Here is a 17,657-nt window from a genome sequence, read left to right as displayed (position 1 = left end):
AGCGTTAAGCGTTCGGCGTTCAGCGTATTACAACGATGAAGGCCATTTATAATCTGTTACAACCAGTAGATTTCGTTATTGTTGCCATTTACCTGGCGATCCTTATTGGAATAGGGATCTGGGTAAGCTTCGGACAAAAAAAGAACAAAGACCAAAACCTGTTCCTGGCCGATAAGTCGTTAGGCTGGGCCAGTATCGGTTTTACCATGTGGGGCACCAATGTAGGTCCATCTATGCTGGTAGCTTCTGCCAGCGCCGGTTATTTATCCGGGATGGCATCTGGCAATTTTGCCTGGTATGCATTTATATTCATTTTAATGCTGGCGGTTGTATTTGCGCCCCGTTACCTGGGCGCCAACGTCTCAACGTTGCCTGAATTTTTAGGAAAACGGTTTGGCGAAAATACCCGCAACATCCTGGCCTGGTATACGCTGATCACTATATTAATTTCCTGGTTGTCGCTGGGCTTGTTTGCCGGCGGGGTGTTGATCAGGCAGTTGCTGGGATTTGATATGTGGTTGTCGGTGATCGTTATGGTGGTGGTGTCCACCCTGTTTGTTATTGCAGGAGGTTTAAAAACCATTGCTTATACCAGTGTATTCCAAATGTTGCTGTTGATTGCGGTGTCACTGTTATTGGTAATACTCGGGGTTTCAAGAGCGGGCGGTCTCCATGCTATTTATGAAAAAACACCGCCGCATTTCTGGAATTTGTTTCAACCTAACAGCGATACAAGTTTTCCCTGGCTGCCCATCCTGCTGGGATACCCCGTTATGGGCGTGTGGTTCTTTTGTACGGAACAATCTATGGTGCAGTCTGTGTTGGGTGCAAAGAATTTGAAGCAAGGCCAATTAGGCGCCAATTTTATCGGTTGGTTGAAGATCCTGGATGTGCCGCTGTTTATTTTACCCGGGATAATTTGTTATGTGCTGTATCCGCATACAGATGCTAATGAAGCTTATCTCACCATGGTAACCAATTTATTCCCGGCGGGTTTGAAGGGGCTTATCATTGTAGTGCTGGTGGCCTGTTTAATCAGCACTATTGGTGCTTCGCTTAATTCGGTGAGTACGGTGTTTACCATGGATATCTATGTAAAAAAATACAACGCCCAGGCTACTAACCAGGAGATCATTCGGGTAGGCCGCATCATTACAGTGGCTGGAGCCATCATCTCAGTGGCAGTTGCCCTGGCGATCGATATGATAAAGGGACTGGACCTGTTTAACGTGTTTCAGTCGGTGTTGGGGTTCCTGGCGCCGCCGATGACCGTTGCCTTTTTGTTTGGCGTACTTTGGAAGAAAACAACACCCCGCGCCATCAATTGTGTATTGACCATCGGTACGGCATTTTGCCTGTTGGCAGGGATCTTATATTTGTGGGTATACCCTTCAAAAACCTACACCTTCTGGCCGCATTTTATGTTATTGTCGTTTTACCTGTTCCTGATATTAAGCGCTATGACATACGTAATTTCAGTAACTGATAAGAAAGGCGCCATGAAGCTACAACAGGCTACTTATTTTAAAAGCCTGGCCAAACCTGATAAACAGGTATGGGTAATGTGGGGGATTCTGGTAGCGGTAATGCTGGGTTTGTACATAGTATTTAACGGACACTAATTTTTGCATCTTATAAATCTTTCCGGAATGAATTGCAGACATGCCATATTGCAACACACTGTTTGGATAGCATTAGTATTATTCGCCTGCACCACGCAGGCACAACCAGCCCCCCCCAAGGCTACCTGGATTTGGTATCCCGGGGATTTCGAGATCTGGCTGGCCAACAATATGCAGAACCGGCGTACAGAACGCGGTTCTTTCTTTCCACCATTCTGGAAACTGGATGGCCATTATGTGCTGATGGATTTTCACAAGGATGTGGAATTGACCGAACCCGAAGACATCGATGTATATGTAGAAGGAAAATATATTCTCAAGCTCGATGGAAAGGGCTATGAAGGAACGCCCTCCCGCGTAACCATTCCTGCCGGCAAACACCGCATCAATGTAAAAGTATACAGTGCGGGTACCGTGCCTGCTATCTATATCAAAGGGAAAACCTTTGCTACCGACTCGTCGTGGCTGGTGACGTTCGAAGATAAAGAATGGATTGATGAAACAGGTAAAACCTCAGATGTGTCAGCCACTGTTTGGTTGAACGCCGGCAGTTGGAATTTCAATGAGCCTGCACAGCGTCCTTCCGCATTTAAACTGGCAGTGAAACCCCAATCGGCTGTAACTGCCACCAAAAACAACGGGTCGTTACTGGTAGATTTTGGTAAAGAAACCTTCGGCTATATCCGCTTGCATGGCTTACAGGGTAAAGGCAAGGTGTCGTTGTATTATGGCGAATCAAAAGAAGAAGCGTTGTCTACCGGCTCCTGCGAAACGCTGGACAGGGTAGAAGTGAATGCCGATTCAAAAATGGATTCTGTAATGGTGCTCACCAAAGCATTCCGCTTTGTAAATGTGCAGGCGGAAGGTGGCGTTACCCTGGATTCCGTTTCGATGTTATATGAATACCTGCCGGTTGAAAACCGTGGTGCTTTCCGTTGTTCCGATACCGGCATCAATAAAATATGGGATGTAGCGGCTTACACCATGCACTTGTGTACCCGGGAATTCTTCATCGATGGCATCAAACGCGATCGCTGGATCTGGAGTGGCGATGCGTACCAAAGCTACCTGATGAACTATTACCTGTTTTACGATGTGCCTACGGTAAACCGTACGTTGATGGCGCTGCGTGGTAAAGACCCCGTTACCAGCCACATCAACACCATCATGGATTATACTTTTTACTGGTTCCTGGGCATCTATGACCTGTACCGGTATACCGGCGATAAAACCTTTATTCAGCAGTTCTACCCCCGCATGCAAAGCATGATGGACTATTGCCTCAGCCGCCGCAATAAAGATGGCATGATGCAGGGACTGAGCGGCGACTGGATCTTTATTGACTGGGCGCCTGGTTTGAGCAAAAAAGGCGAAGTGAGCTTTGAACAAATGCTTTTCTGCCGCAGTCTGGAAACCATGGCGCTTTGCGCCAATATGGTGAATGACAGCAAGAACGAAGCGCTGTACAAACAACTGGCTGCCGATATGCGCGCGAAACTGTTCTCCGTTTACTGGAACGAAAGCAAACACGCCCTGGTACACAGCCGCGTTGATGGAAAACCAACCGATAATGTAACCAGGTATGCCAATATGTTTGGCATCTTCTTTAATTATTTTAATGAAGAGCAAAAGCAGGCGGTAAAAAAGAACGTGTTGCTGAACGACAATATTCAAAAGATCACTACCCCGTACATGCGTTTCTATGAACTGGAAGCCTTGTGCGTAATGGGTGAACAGAAATATGTGTTGAATGAAATGAAAAACTACTGGGGCGGTATGCTGAATGCCGGCGCTACCTCCTTCTGGGAAGAATACAATCCTTCCAAATCAGGCGCCGACCATTACTCCATGTATGGCCGTCAATTCGGCAAAAGTCTTTGTCATGCCTGGGGCGCCAGTCCCATTTACCTGCTGGGTAAATACTATTTAGGAGTACAACCCACCTCACCCGGATATGCCACCTGGACAGCAGAACCTGTACTCGGCGGCTTGCAATGGATGGAGGGCAAAGTGCCCACACCGCATGGCGACATCAATGTATATTGCAGCACTACCCAAATAAAAATAAAAGGTGCAATAGGAACTGGTACGCTTAAGTTTAAAAGTCAATCAAAACCTTCTTCTAAAACAGCAACTATCGTAAGCAAAGGAAATAACGTTTATGAAGTAACTGTTGAGCAAGGAAAAGATTACGAGATTAAATACAAGGCATAAAGGCAACAAGGCAACAAGGCAACGAGTAAAACCTGGAATACAGAACATAAAACAAAGAACTAAGAACAGGATCATGGAAAGAATAATAGCAACGTATTATATCGAAACTCCCTTACAGGTGGAGAAAGCCGCTGAAGTATTAGCCGGTGAGCAATCATCAGGGACCTTTATAGCTGTGCCCGGTGAAACCGAAGAATTGAAACGACGCTTTGCGGCCAGGGTAGAAAAAGTAACGCCGTTGGAAACTGTTACTACGCCTGCCATGCCCGGCGCTGCCAGCAGCAATGGACAATACCATCGTGCCGAGATTCAGGTTTCTTGGAGCATTGAGAACTTTGGTTATAACCTGCCGGTGTTAACATCAACGCTGCAGGGAAATTTGTATGAGCTCCGCCAGTTCACGGGGTTGAAGTTGATAGATATTGAGCTGCCTGCTTCTTATGCTCAGCACTATAAAGGACCTGCTTTTGGAGTTAAAGGTTGCCGTCAGTTGACGAACGTGCAGGACAGGCCATTGATCGGTACCATCATAAAACCAAGCATTGGGCTTACGCCGGAGCAAACGGCCGACATGGTTAAAACCCTGGCCGGCGCGGGGATCGACTTTATAAAAGACGATGAGTTGTTGTCTTCATCAGCCAACTCCTTGTTTAAAGACAGGGTAGATGCGATCATGAAAGTGATCAATGCCCATGCAGATGCCACCGGTAAAAAAGTGATGTATGCGTTTAACATCAGCGGTGAAATAGATGAAATGCTGCAACGCTATGAATACATAGTAAAGAGTGGCGGCACCTGTGCCATGGTAAGCATCAACAGCGTAGGTATGGCCGGCGTGAAAAAGATCTGCGATCAGCACCAGCTGGCTATTCATGCCCACCGCAATGGCTGGGGCATGCAAACCCGTCATCCGTTGTTAGGAATTGATTTTCGCGCATATCAGAAGTTATGGCGTGTAGCCGGTGTTGACCAATTGCATGTAAATGGGATTCAGAATAAATTCTGGGAGAGCGATGATTCTGTAGTAGCTTCTATAAAAGCATTGCAAACGCCGTTCTATAACCACGAGTCGCCAATACCGGTAGTTTCTTCCGGCCAGTGGGGCGGACAGGCGCCGGAAACGTATCGCCGCACCAAAACAGTTGATCTGTTGTATATGGCCGGTGGTGGCATTATGGCGCATCCCATGGGCGCAGCAGCGGGTGTAGTAGCTTTACAACAGGCCTGGCAGGCTGCGGTGGATGGGTTGAGTATAGAACAGGCAGCGGGTAAGTATAAGGAGTTTTCGGAGTCAGTGAAGCAATTCGGTAAAAAGTAAGTTTGTAGGTTATTAAGTTATTGGGTTATTAAGTTCTTGAGTTCTTGAGTTTAGAACCTAATAACCTACGAGCCTAATAACTGCCCGTTAGATTGACAAAACAACAATGGATAACAATAGCAACAACATATTACTAGCCTTCTACGGTGACGATTTCACCGGCTCCACCGATGCCCTGGAATTTCTGGCCAGAGCCGGGGCAAAGACGGCTTTGTTTATTGAGCCGCCCACTCCCGAACAATTGAAAAAGTATCCGGGGTTGAATGCGTTTGGGGTGGCTGGTAAAACCCGTGCGATGGCGCCGTCGGAAATGGAGCAAACCCTGTTGCCTGCTTTTGAGCAATTAAAGCAAATCGGGGCGCGGCATGTACATTATAAAGTCTGCTCCACTTTTGATTCTTCCCCAACTATAGGAAGCATAGGAAAAGCTATAGATACCGGTATGGCTGTCTTTAAAAACAAATGTGTGCCATTACTGGTGGCGGCGCCGGTGCTGGGCCGTTACTGTATGTTCGGCAATTTGTTTGCCCGCATGGGCATTGGCAGCAATGGTAAAATTTACCGGTTAGACAGGCATCCTTCCATGAGCAAACACCCGGCAACTCCAGCCGATGAAAGCGACCTGCGGGTTCACCTGGAAAAACAAACCAAAAAGAAAACAGGACTGATAGATATTCTGCAATTGTCGAATGAAACGATTGCAGCTGCCTGGGAGCAGGTAGTGCAACAGGGATTTGATATAGCCTTGTTCGATGCCCTGTACCAGGAACAATTAAAGCTCATTGGTGAACTGATAGATGCACAGGCTAATACGGGAACGTTGTTCTCCGTAGGTTCATCCGGGATTGAAATGGCTTTGGGCCAGCATTGGAATAGTACCAATCAATTGACGTCAAAACCTGAATGGAAACATCCCGGCAAAGCAGCACCCTTGTTGGTAATTGTGGGAAGTTGTTCGCCTGTGACGGCCGGACAGATCAGCTACGTCAGATCAAAAGGGTTTGAAGAGATCCTGCTGGATGCACCGGCAATTTGCAACAATGACCATCAATCCATTCATGCATCGATCAGCAAAGCAACAGATCTCCTGAATAAAGGAAAACATGTGATCATCAGTACGGGTGGGGCCGGTCTGCAGCAAACAATTAACTTACCTGCAGCACAATTAGGCGCTGCATTGGGAACAATTGCCCGGGATGCGGCTGCCCAATCACCTATAAAAAGGATCGTGATCGCAGGTGGCGATACCAGCAGTTATACCACCCGTGCCATGGGAATAGAAGCGGTGGAGATGATCGCAGCCCTGGTACCCGGCGCCCCTTTGTGTAAAGCCACAGCGCCCGGTTCGCCCATTGACGGATTAGACGTAAATTTCAAGGGCGGACAGGTTGGCGGCGATGACTATTTTGAAGTGTTGATGCAGGGCCATTTGAATTAATTCGACTATAACAGAAGAAAATATACAACATGCAACAAAAAACATTAGGACTTATTCATACCTCAGCCACCCTGGTACCTATGTTCCAGGAATTAGTTAGTAAGTATCTGCCCCAGGTAAAAGTGTTCAATATTGTTGACGACAGCCTGATTAAAAATACGATCGCCTGTGGTGAGTTAACACCTACTACTTCACGCAGGGTGGTAAACTATGTTGGCTCTGCGGAATTGGCAGGCGCTGATTTTATCCTGGTAACCTGTTCATCTATTGGTCCCGCTGTAGAAGCCGCTGCTGCTTTAACCAATGTGCCCGTATTGCGCGTTGACCAGCCGATGGCCGATCAGGCAGTACGTACCGGAAAACGCATTGGCGTGATCGCTACTTTATCAACTACGCTCGCGCCTACCAGCGACCTGGTAAAACGCAGAGCCGCTGTGGCCGGTAAGGAAATAGAATTGCAGGCCGTATTGTGCGAAGGCGCATTTGACGCTTTGATGAGCGGCAATGGCGCTAAACACGATGAAATGGTTGGAAAAGCTTTGCGCGAATTATCAACTAAAGTGGATGTGATCGTATTGGCGCAGGCATCCATGGCCCGTGTTGCCGATGCGTTGGCTCCTGAAGATAAAAAAGTGCCTATCCTGGCCAGTCCGGGAATAGCGGTACAACATATTGCATCTGTTATTTAAAAGAAATAGCTGTTTCAGGTTACAGGTTGCAGGTCCCCGGGTATTAAAACCTGTAACCAGTAACTTGAAACCTGTAACCTGAAGTTCCATATGAAGAAAGTATTTCAATTTTTTCTGATAGCTGGTATAGCAGGCGCAGTAGCCTTACTCATCGGTGTATTTACGCAGCAACCGCTGTGGTACAAACCGGCTGCGGTGATTACGGCTGTGTGTACGGCGATTGGGTTAGGTGCTATTCCTGCCATGAAAGGATACCGGTATACTGCCTGGATTGTTGCAGCTGTGGTAGCTGGTATGATGTATCCTGCGGCCTTCACTACGGTAGGTTCAGTTGATCTTCGGAACAAATGGCTGATGCTGATTATTATCCAGCTGGTGATGTTTGGGATGGGGATACAAATGAAACTTGAAGATTTTACCAGCGTGGGTAGAACCGGCAGGGGGGTGGCGATTGGCCTCATCTGCCATTTTTCCATTATGCCCCTGATGGGATTGCTGCTTACAAAAGTATTTCACTTTGAACCGGAGATTGCAGCCGGGATCATATTGATTGGTTCTACCTCAAGCGGATTGGCCTCTAACGTAATGGTGTATCTGGCCAAAGCCAATCTCATGTTGTCTGTTGTGGTAACTGCTATGGCCACCATGGCGGCTCCTTTCTTTACGCCCTTATTAATGAAATTACTGGCCGGCACCCTGGTACAGGTAAAGGTGGTGAATATGATGATGGAGATCATCAAGATCGTGATCGTACCCATTGGCGCCGCGTTGTTACATGATTTTTTAAAAACAGCATCATCCAGAGGTGTTCGGGTGATCATTGTTTTATTTATCATAGCAGCCTTCTGGCTGGCGGCCCTGCCGCTGGGTTGGTGGAGTTATCTGTCTGTCACCATTACTAATGAGCAGTTGTTACAATCAATGGAAATATTTGGCTTTTTACTGAGTGCTGTAGTAGCCGGTGTATTGTATCACCTGTTGGCGCAGGCCGTTAAAAGGCTCGATGCTATAATGCCTTATTTTTCCATGTTCGGCATCATCTATTTCACCACGGTTACTACCGCTGCCGGACATGACAATTTATTAAAGACCGGTTTTCTTTTATTCCTGTGTTCGGTGATCCATAATGCCGCCGGTTTCTTTTTTGGTTACTGGTTAGGCCGGTTGTTCAGGCTGGATAAAAATTCCGCCCGCACCGTAGCCTTTGAAGTAGGATTACAAAATGCCGGTATGGCTTCCGGTATTGCCGCCAGTATGGGCAAACTCGGCACCCTGGGTTTACCTGCTGCCGTGTTCAGTCCCTGGATGAATGTGGCGGGGTCCGTTTTGGCTAATTACTGGAGGAGACGGCCGGTTAAAGAGGCATTGGTTATTGAGAACGGGCCTTTGGGAATAAAGGAAGAAGTTGATAGCGTTGATATAGTTGACAGAGTTGATACAGTTAATAAGTTGACAAGTTAACGGGTTGACAGGGGCCTGCTGAAAAGTTAAGATGTTAAGTGTAATTACGAGGTTGCCAAACTCCCCCTCCACCGGAGGGGGTTGGGGGGAAGCCTTCATCATAAATAAGAATGAAGCGAAACATAATCATATTAGTTAGTTGCATTACGGTATTATTCATTTTCCCACAGGCAAAGAACTTCCCTGCGCCATTGGGAAACAATGCTCCATTAACAGATACCTCATTAGATGAATTGTTCCGGCATCCTCCTGAGCAGGCCAAGCCCTGGGTATTCTGGTACTGGATGCAGGCTGCTGCCTCCAGGGAAGGAATTACTGCCGATCTGGAAGCGATGAAATCAGCAGGATTGGGTGGCGCTTATATGATGTTCATCAAAGGGGCAGATAGTTTGCCGTTGTTCAATCCGCCGGCTCAGCAGTTATCGCCCCATTGGTGGGAGCTGGTGAAATTTGCCATGCAGGAAGCCAAACGCCTGCATTTTCAATTGGGGATGCACGTGAGCGATGGATTTGCCCTGGCGGGTGGCCCCTGGATAAAACCCGAACTCTCCATGCAACGCGTGGTAAGCTCTAAAACCTATGTTTCCGGTAATCAAACCTTCAAAGGCGTACTGCCACAACCTGAAACAAAAGAAAATTATTATAAAGACATCGCGGTGTTTGCGTATCCCACGATGATCAAAAAAAGCATTGCGGATACAGCAATGGTCCCGGTAGTAACCAGCAGTGTAACCGGCGTTTCGCCGCAGTTCCTTACTGAAAAAAGCAGCAGCCGCCAAAGCTTTAAAAGCGACAGTGCCTGCTGGATCCAGTATGCTTACGCAAAGCCATTTACCTGCCGTTCTATTGTTATTAAAACAGGAGGGAATAACTATCCTTCCCGCCGCCTGCAGATTATGGTGAGTGATGATGGCAACAACTTCACGCCCGTTGAACGGTTGCAGGCGCCCCGCAGCGGCTGGCAGGATTATGACTTAGACATTACCCATGCTGTTAAAACTACCACTGCCCGGTATTTCAGATTTGTATATGATAAAAAAGAACTGGAACCAGGGGCGGAAGACCTGGACCCCGCCAAATGGAAACCGGTATTAAAGGTTACAGGTATTTATTTGTCAGGCGAACCGGTGATCCATCAATACGAAGGAAAAAGCGGGTCTGTCTGGCGCGTAAGTGATCGCACCACTACTGCGCAGGTGCCCGATTCATTATGTGTACCGTTGAATCGCATCATTGACATTACCAGTAAAATGACGGCTGATGGCCACCTCAACTGGCAGGTGCCTGAAGGCAACTGGACCATCATGCGCGTGGGGAGTACCTCAACCGGGCAAACTAATGCAACCGGTGGCGGTGGTAAAGGATTGGAGTGTGATAAGTTCAACCCGGTAGCAGTGAAACTCCAGTTCGATAAATGGTTTGCAGAAGCCATTCGCCAGGCTGGACCGGATGTAGCCAAAGAAGTATTGAAATTATTCCATATCGATAGCTGGGAATGTGGCAGCCAGAACTGGTCTCCGGTTTTTAGGGCGGAATTTAAAAAACGCCGTGGATATGACTGCCTGCCTTACCTCATTACCATGGCCGGCGTACCCGTGCAGAGCGCGGATGTGTCTGAACGATTCTTATACGATGTTCGCCAAACGATCATCGAACTGGTGAGAGATGTGTTTTATGTAACGTTGAAAAACCTGGCGCATCAAAAGGGTTGTATCATGAGTGCAGAAAGTATTGCACCCACTATGACCAGCGACGGGTTGCTGCATTATAAAGAAGCCGATTTGCCCATGGGCGAATTCTGGTTACGCAGCCCTACACACGATAAACCCAACGATATGTTTGATGCCATTTCAGGCGCGCATATCTATGGCAAACCGGTTATCCAGGCAGAAGCATTTACCGAATTGCGATTGGCATGGGATGAACATCCGGGTATGTTAAAAGCCCTGGGCGATAGAAACTATGCGCTAGGTATAAACAAGCTGGTGTATCACGTATCTATGGAAAACCCATGGCTGGACCGTAAACCGGGTATGACGTTGAACGGGATCGGGTTGTATTTCCAGCGCGATCAAACCTGGTGGAATCCGGGCGCTGCCTGGGTGGAATATGCCCAACGCTGTCAGGCGTTATTGCAGTTTGGAAAACCGGTGGTAGACGTGGCCGTGTTCACCGGCGAAGAAATTCCCCGTCGTTCCATATTGCCATACAGGTTGGTAAATACCCTGCCGGGCATCTTTGGCGAATCAACCGTGGAAGCAGAAAAAAAGCGCTTAGCCAACGAAGGTAATCCATTACGCACCATGCCCGAAGGCGTAACGCATACCGCTAATATGGCCGATCCCGAAAAATGGATAGATCCTTTGCATGGATACGCCTATGATTGTTTTAACCCGGATGTGTTAATGCAGGCTACGGTTCGCAATGGAAGAGTAGAGTTTCCCGGTGGCGCCAGTTACAAAATCCTGGTATTGCCACAACCGCATCCAATGTCGCCCGTTGCCAAACGCATGACCCCGGCTGTTATAAAAAAGATCGCAGAACTGGTACAGGCCGGCGCAACCATAATTGTAAATGACGCGCCTGAACAATCATACAGCCTGCAACAGGCTGCTGCTGCAGATAAACAGGTACAAACTATTGCCGCTACCATCTGGAAAACACCAACGGGCAGCCAGAAACAATGGACAGTAGGCAAGGGCACTGTAGTGCAGGGGCCTTATGTGGATAGTTCATTTTCGCCGCTTGGGCTGGAAAAAGATGTGGTTGTTTTGGATTCCAGGAAAAAAAGAGCCGCGGATATAGCCTGGACACACAGAGCGGGTGATGGGGTTGATATTTATTTTATCAGCAACCAGCTCGAAGGCTATAGAACATTGACTGTGTCTTTACGGGTAACCGGTAAAGTGCCGGAGATCTGGGACCCGGTTACGGGGGAACAGATCACGCCCAGCGGATACGCATTTAAAAATGGCTATGTCCAGTTTCAATTGAGGCTGGCTGCCAGCGGATCTGCATTCGTAGTGCTGCGGAAACCTGCCTCAAAGGATGTTAGTATATTGTCAGATATCTCAATAGGATTGGATTCGCTCAATAACCCCTGGAAGGTAACATTTGACCCTGCACGAGGCGGTCCGGCAAAACCTGTTGTTTTTGAAACCCTGTCCGATTGGTCTGCCAATGCCGATAATGCTATTAAATACTATTCCGGAACTGCCGTATATGAAACAACATTTGAGAATACCAGGAGTATGGATGCCGGCATAAAGTTCAGGTTGCACACAGGCAAAGTAGGCAACCTGGCCAGGGTGTTTGTGAATGGTATTGATTGTGGAGTGATCTGGACCTCGCCATATCACGTAGACATTTCAAAAGCACTGCATCCCGGAAAAAATGATCTCCGGTTAGAAGTGACCAATACCTGGTTCAACCGGTTAAAAGGCGACCTGTTATTGCCGGAGAAAGAACGCATTACCTGGACGAATGCCCCTTTCTGGACAAAAGACAAACCGCTGTTACCAGCAGGTTTACTGGGGCCGGTATTAATTGTAAGTGGAGACAACTAAAGAATATATAAAAAACGCTAAAAGCTATGTATAAACGTATTCATCTTTTTTTCGTACTGTTGGTTGCGGGAGATTGTGTGTACAGTCAGAACAACAGCCTGGTGAATACCAGCAAGAGCACGCGTGTTAAACTACAACCGGTTGACCTGTCGGCCACCGTTTGGACAGGTGGTTTTTGGGGTGAACGCATGCAGGTTTGTAAAGATTCTATGGTGCCGCATTTATGGCGCACCTATACCGATGCCAATGTGAGCCACGCCTACAGGAATTTTGAGATTGCAGCTGGTAAGGATACCGGTTCGCACAGTGGTCCGCCGTTTCATGATGGCGATTTTTACAAACTGCTGGAAGGGGTAACCAGTTTGTATGCGGTCACCAAAGACAAGAACCTGGAGGTCATGCTCGATACTGCCATTGCAACTATTGCAGCCTGTCAGCGGGCAGATGGTTATATTCATACCCCGGTATTGATCGAAGAACGCAAAGCAACCAATAAAGAAAAAGCATTTGCAGACCGGTTGAATTTTGAAACTTACAACCTCGGTCACCTGATGACCGCCGGTTGTATCCATTACCGCGTTACGGGTAAAAGAACCCTGCTGGATGTGGCTATCAAAGCAGCAGATTACCTGGATAATTTTTATAAACGCGCTTCTCCTGAATTAGCACGCAATGCTATTTGTCCTTCGCATTATATGGGCGTTGTGGAGTTGTATCGCACCACCCGCGATCCCAAATACCTGCAACTGGCTATCAATCTCATCAACATCCGTGGATTGGTGGAAGAGGGTACGGATGATAACCAGGACCGCGTTCCTTTCCGTCAGCAGATGGAGGCGATGGGCCATGCGGTTCGCGCCAATTATCTATATGCCGGGGTAGCGGATGTATATGCCGAAACCGGTGATGATTCTCTGATGACCTGTTTGAACAGCATCTGGAACGATGTAGTGAACAAAAAGTTGTACGTTACCGGTGGTTGTGGCGCTTTGTATGATGGCGTTTCTCCTTATGGAACATCCTATAAACCACCAGTTATTCAGAAAACGCATCAGGCTTATGGCCGGGCATACCAGTTACCGAATATCACTGCGCATAATGAAACCTGCGCCAACATCGGTAACCTGTTGTGGAACTGGCGCATGCTGTTATTGTCGGGTGACGCCAAGTATGCCGATGTAATGGAGCTGGAATTGTACAATGGTATCTTATCAGGCATCAGCCTTGATGGAAATAATTTCTTTTATACCAATCCGCTGAGCCACTCCGCTGATTATCCTTACACGTTGCGTTGGCAGGAAGCTGGCCGTGTTCCTTATATCAAACTCTCGAATTGCTGTCCGCCCAATACGGTGCGTACCATGGCAGAAGTAGGGGATTATGCCTACACCACATCAAACAAAGGATTGTGGGTGCATTTGTATGGTGCTAATAAGATCTCAACAAAGCTGGAAGATGGCTCCGCCCTGGAAATGACCCAGCAGAGCAATTATCCCTGGGATGGTCATATAAAATTCACGGTTACAAAAGCGGAAGCAAAAGCTTTCTCGCTTTACTTGCGCATACCTGGCTGGTGTGATAAAGCGGCGTTAACAGTAAATGGCAAACCCGTGACCGGCCCCAACAAACCGGCCACCTATGTGGAGCTCAACCGTGCCTGGAAAGCAGGTGATGTAGTGGAGCTGAACCTGAGCATGCCGGTAACGTTGATTGAAAGCAATCCCCTGGTAGAAGAAACGCGTAACCAGCTGGCGGTGAAACGTGGTCCTGTGGTATATTGCCTGGAATCAACCGATCTGCCAAAAGGAACCAATGTATTTGACGTGGCTATTCCGCTTACAAACGATCTGAAACCTGTTTTTACTACCATCAGCAAAAGCAGGATTGCCAGCTTACAGGGAACAGCTTTATTAGAACCTAAAGAAGATTGGTCAAACGCCTTATATAGAAAAGTGCGCACTAACGCTACTCCCATAAAAATAACCATGATCCCATACTATGCGTGGGGCAATCGTGGTAAGTCGGATATGACGGTGTGGGTGCGTAAATAGTTTATTGTTTGTGGTTCGTAGTTTGTGGTTTGCCTAATTTGGGGAGGAACAATAAATAGTTCGGCACCCCGAAGCTCGAAGCAACCATAAACTGCAAACCATAAACTACAAGCAACAGAAAGGCGGTTCATTTTATCTGAGATCATTATCAAACTCCTGCATCCCTTTCAGAAACTCATTTCTTTCCAGTATCTCTCCATCGAATACATTGATCACTGTAACATGCTGACTGTCGCCGGTGGTATTACCTGCTTCCATGATCTGCCAGACTATAGTCTTGTAGGTTTGATTATAGTAAATGTAGATCTCGCCCGGTTTGGTAATGGGCGCTTCTTTGTCGGTAGCTGCTATGGATAATGCTTTGACGCAGGGAATGATCTTCTTTTTCTGGTTTACGATCCCTTCAAACTGTCCCTTCTTTAACAACTCACCATTTTGTTTTACTTCCAGTTTAAATACAAAAGGGATCTCGCCTTTGAATTTCATTTCGTAAAAGATGGCATATACAAAGTCCACCGGGTTGTTGTCATTATCAAGAATAACAACGGGAGTGAACAGTGTTGAATTGATGGCTGAATCAAGATATTTTACTGTCTTTACTTTTAATTCTTTGAAGAAGGCGGCTGATGTTTCTTTGATGATCTCGCTTTGCAGGCGGGCTTTTACCGAATCAGGGACCTGGTTATAGTCGAATACTTTAAAATCCTGTACCGGCAATTCGGAAGGCGCCATTGCCAGTTTGTCGAGGTACTTTATTTTATCGCAGGGTGATTGCGCCTGGGAAAAGCCAATGGATAAACAAAATAATAATGTGTTTAAAAATGGTTTCATGTATTTAATGCTTTTTTACCGCGACGTCCGCCAGCTGGCGGATTACAGCCTGAAGCTTTCAGCTATGATCACATCTTTTTTTCTTTCTTCCGGCACCACTATGAGCGACTGCACTTTCCCATTTATAACGGTAGCTTCTACCGTAGTGTTATAGGGCGCATGTAATTTAAAATGTACATCCTGGTTGTTGGGCCAGGCAGGGCAGAGGTAGATCTTTTTGCCATCGGTTTGTAACAGCATTTCCTGCAAGCCTATCATGCCGCTGCCACCCCAGTTGTGATCGGGTGCCCAGTCATAGCCAGGACCCCAGAATGCCGGGAAACGGCGGCCACTGTTCTTTAACTTTTGGGTGGTGAGTTGCAGGGCCTCACTGGTCAATCCTAAGCGGGCGGCAAAAATGTTGTCCTGTTTCCAGCCCACATAACTTCTGAAGGTAAGGGCGTCGGTATCGTGTTTAAAGGTATTGATGGCCGTGTCTAAACCCGGTTTGCCAATGCCATAAATGCCCCAGGGGAAAACAGGGTAGAGTTGGGGACACTCGGTATTGTTGATCCGTTCCCACAGTTTGGCCGGCGCAATAGTCGTGTATGTACCGAATTGCCGGAAGTTGACAGGGGGAATGCGCAACAGCATTTGTTGCCATTGGGTGCGTGCCGGGTCGGTAAGATATTTAGCAGGCAATTCCAGCAATCTTGTCAATACAGTACGCAAGCCGGAAATGGTGCTGCTGGCGTTATAGGCCATCTTATAGGTTTCTGCTGCGGAACCGGGAAAGATCACCAGCTGGCCTTTGCCATCAAGTTTATTTCTGCCCCGTTTACCGGCCAGGTATTGATAATGTTCGTTAAAGAAACGCAGACAGCTTTCTATAAGCGGTATGTATTCTTTTATGTTGTTGCCGTTATACCGTTCGGTTTCCAGGATCATTAAACAGAATTCAAGCGCGGTGTCCCACTCATATTCCAGCCAGGCATTGTATTCCATTCCCTTATCATAATCAGCCGGACGCTTCCAGCCATATTCGGTACAATTGGGTAAACCAAAATTTTCGATCTGTTCGGAGAAGCAGCCGCCGCCATGGTGCCAGTAAGTTTCACTGCGTAGTTCAGCCGCAGGAAGAATGCGCAGGTAAAAATCAAACTGGGGTTTCATCAGGTCATAATCGCCGCTTTTTAACAGGGGCCAGTATACCAACCGCTGGTTCTGCGCGGTATGAATACCACCGCCCCAGTTACGAAAATCGGGTGTGAAGTGTAAGCTGCTGTCTGTTGCGGATGGATCGTAGGTAAATAAACCTCCGTTGAATTTGGTAGGATAATTTCCCATGGCATTGCAACCCAGCATATACCGGAACAACTGGTAATTGCGACCGGTTTGCCAGAGCACAGCACCGGTATCGGGTTGGTTGGGTTGTAAATAAACAAAACTGCGTTGCCAGTATTGCTTCCACCAGTTGCGGGTTTGCTGCCCCGCCGTTGCTGAACTTTTAGCGGCATCGGTACTAACGGTTTGCAAACTGGTTAACCAGGTTTCAACCGAAGGAGTTTGCGCAGTATGTAATAAAACGGTTATGTGATGATCGCGGCTGGCTTTTTTGCTTTGGAGTTTCCAGCCCTTGAAATCGGTATCCATATAGGTACCGGTGTATGTGCCTGCCGGTATCATATTGTTACCTTGTAGCAAACCGCCAAACGTTAGATTGGCAAGAGGGTTGTATAACTGGTCCTTTACCGCTTCCAATCCCTGTTGTTTAACGGTTATATCAAAAATAGTTGGTATATCAGTCCGGTTGCGGTGATAGAACAATACTGTGTTGTCCTTAAAATCAATATTATCTTTATTGGTAATTACTTCAGTAGGAGGGGCCCATTTGTAGCTGTTGGCATTATTGGCTTTGCCGGTGAGGGTACGGTTGGCATAACGCCAGCTTTCATAACTTACTTCTGTTTTTACCGCTTCATTGCCTGTAACATCTATATGGATCACCGGGCGAAACACATCTACCCAAATTTTTAATGTAGTTTTAAGCTTGTTGTACTGGCCATCTATCTGAACATACCCTTCTTCTAATTTTAATTCCTGTTTAAACGACTCTCCTTCAAATACGTTGGGTGTACATTTGACACGTATTCGACCTGCCTTTAATAAAGCATTGTTTTCATCAAAGCAACCGCTTTTGCCCATGTATACCAGCAGGTCGCCTTTTTCAACCCAAACGTTCAGCCCGATATCGCCGCCGCCACAGGGCATGGATTCGCCCGCATTTCTACTTTGAGAATTCCAGATAATATTGTAAGTTGGTAATACAGACTGAGCCGGTAAAACCAGCGGCAACAGGTTACAGACTATAACTCCTATTAGAAGAATGTGATTTTTATTCATGGGCTGATATCCAGTTCGAGTTTCCCGGATCTATAAATTATTTAGATCATGCCGGGAATCAGCGAATGTAAGTATCTTGCCGTAA

Annotated in this window: 10 protein-coding genes; 8 read left to right on the top strand and 2 right to left on the bottom strand. The window is 47.1% G+C overall.

Annotation, left to right across the window (positions count from 1 at the left end; translation table 11 throughout):
- The first annotated feature begins 35 nt into the window (after positions 1-35).
- The 8 genes from NIAKO_RS17675 (at position 36) to NIAKO_RS17640 (ending at position 14,359) form a co-directional block, all read left to right on the top strand.
- Positions 36-1,622 carry a sodium:solute symporter gene (locus NIAKO_RS17675; RefSeq protein WP_014219805.1) on the top strand — a complete coding sequence of 529 codons (1,587 nt, stop codon included), beginning with the start codon at positions 36-38 and terminating at the stop codon, positions 1,620-1,622.
- 27 nt (positions 1,623-1,649) lie between these two features.
- Complete coding sequence (locus NIAKO_RS17670; protein WP_014219804.1) at positions 1,650-3,836, top strand: alpha-L-rhamnosidase-related protein; 2,187 nt, start codon at positions 1,650-1,652, stop codon at positions 3,834-3,836.
- A 73-nt stretch (positions 3,837-3,909) separates the two neighbouring features.
- A complete protein-coding gene (locus NIAKO_RS17665; RefSeq protein ID WP_014219803.1) occupies positions 3,910-5,154 on the top strand; it encodes a ribulose-bisphosphate carboxylase large subunit family protein in 1,245 nt (414 codons plus the stop codon).
- A 106-nt stretch (positions 5,155-5,260) separates the two neighbouring features.
- On the top strand, positions 5,261-6,592 hold the full coding sequence (locus tag NIAKO_RS17660; protein ID WP_014219802.1) for a four-carbon acid sugar kinase family protein: 1,332 nt from the start codon (positions 5,261-5,263) through the stop codon (positions 6,590-6,592).
- Between the two features lie 29 nt (positions 6,593-6,621).
- On the top strand, positions 6,622-7,281 hold the full coding sequence (locus NIAKO_RS17655; RefSeq protein WP_014219801.1) for an aspartate/glutamate racemase family protein: 660 nt from the start codon (positions 6,622-6,624) through the stop codon (positions 7,279-7,281).
- Between the two features lie 90 nt (positions 7,282-7,371).
- Complete coding sequence (locus NIAKO_RS17650; RefSeq protein ID WP_014219800.1) at positions 7,372-8,742, top strand: bile acid:sodium symporter family protein; 1,371 nt, start codon at positions 7,372-7,374, stop codon at positions 8,740-8,742.
- A 110-nt stretch (positions 8,743-8,852) separates the two neighbouring features.
- Entirely contained in the window at positions 8,853-12,308 is a 3,456-nt protein-coding gene (locus NIAKO_RS17645; protein ID WP_014219799.1) for a glycosyl hydrolase, read from the top strand.
- Positions 12,309-12,334: 26 nt separating this feature from the next.
- Positions 12,335-14,359 carry an aceric acid hydrolase gene (locus NIAKO_RS17640; RefSeq protein WP_014219798.1) on the top strand — a complete coding sequence of 675 codons (2,025 nt, stop codon included), beginning with the start codon at positions 12,335-12,337 and terminating at the stop codon, positions 14,357-14,359.
- Between the two features lie 132 nt (positions 14,360-14,491).
- Here NIAKO_RS17640 and NIAKO_RS17635 read toward each other — a convergent pair whose 3' ends face one another.
- Complete coding sequence (locus NIAKO_RS17635; RefSeq protein WP_014219797.1) at positions 14,492-15,190, bottom strand: hypothetical protein; 699 nt, start codon at positions 15,188-15,190, stop codon at positions 14,492-14,494.
- A 42-nt stretch (positions 15,191-15,232) separates the two neighbouring features.
- The gene (locus NIAKO_RS17630; RefSeq protein ID WP_014219796.1) at positions 15,233-17,572 is read right to left on the bottom strand and encodes a DUF5703 domain-containing protein; all 2,340 of its coding nucleotides are present in this window, start codon (positions 17,570-17,572) and stop codon (positions 15,233-15,235) included.
- Positions 17,573-17,657 lie beyond the last annotated feature (85 nt).

The organism is Niastella koreensis GR20-10, assembly GCF_000246855.1.
Lineage (GTDB): Bacteria > Bacteroidota > Bacteroidia > Chitinophagales > Chitinophagaceae > Niastella > Niastella koreensis.
Note: the sequence above shows the minus strand (reverse complement) of the source record. Positions and strands in the feature narration are given on the sequence as shown.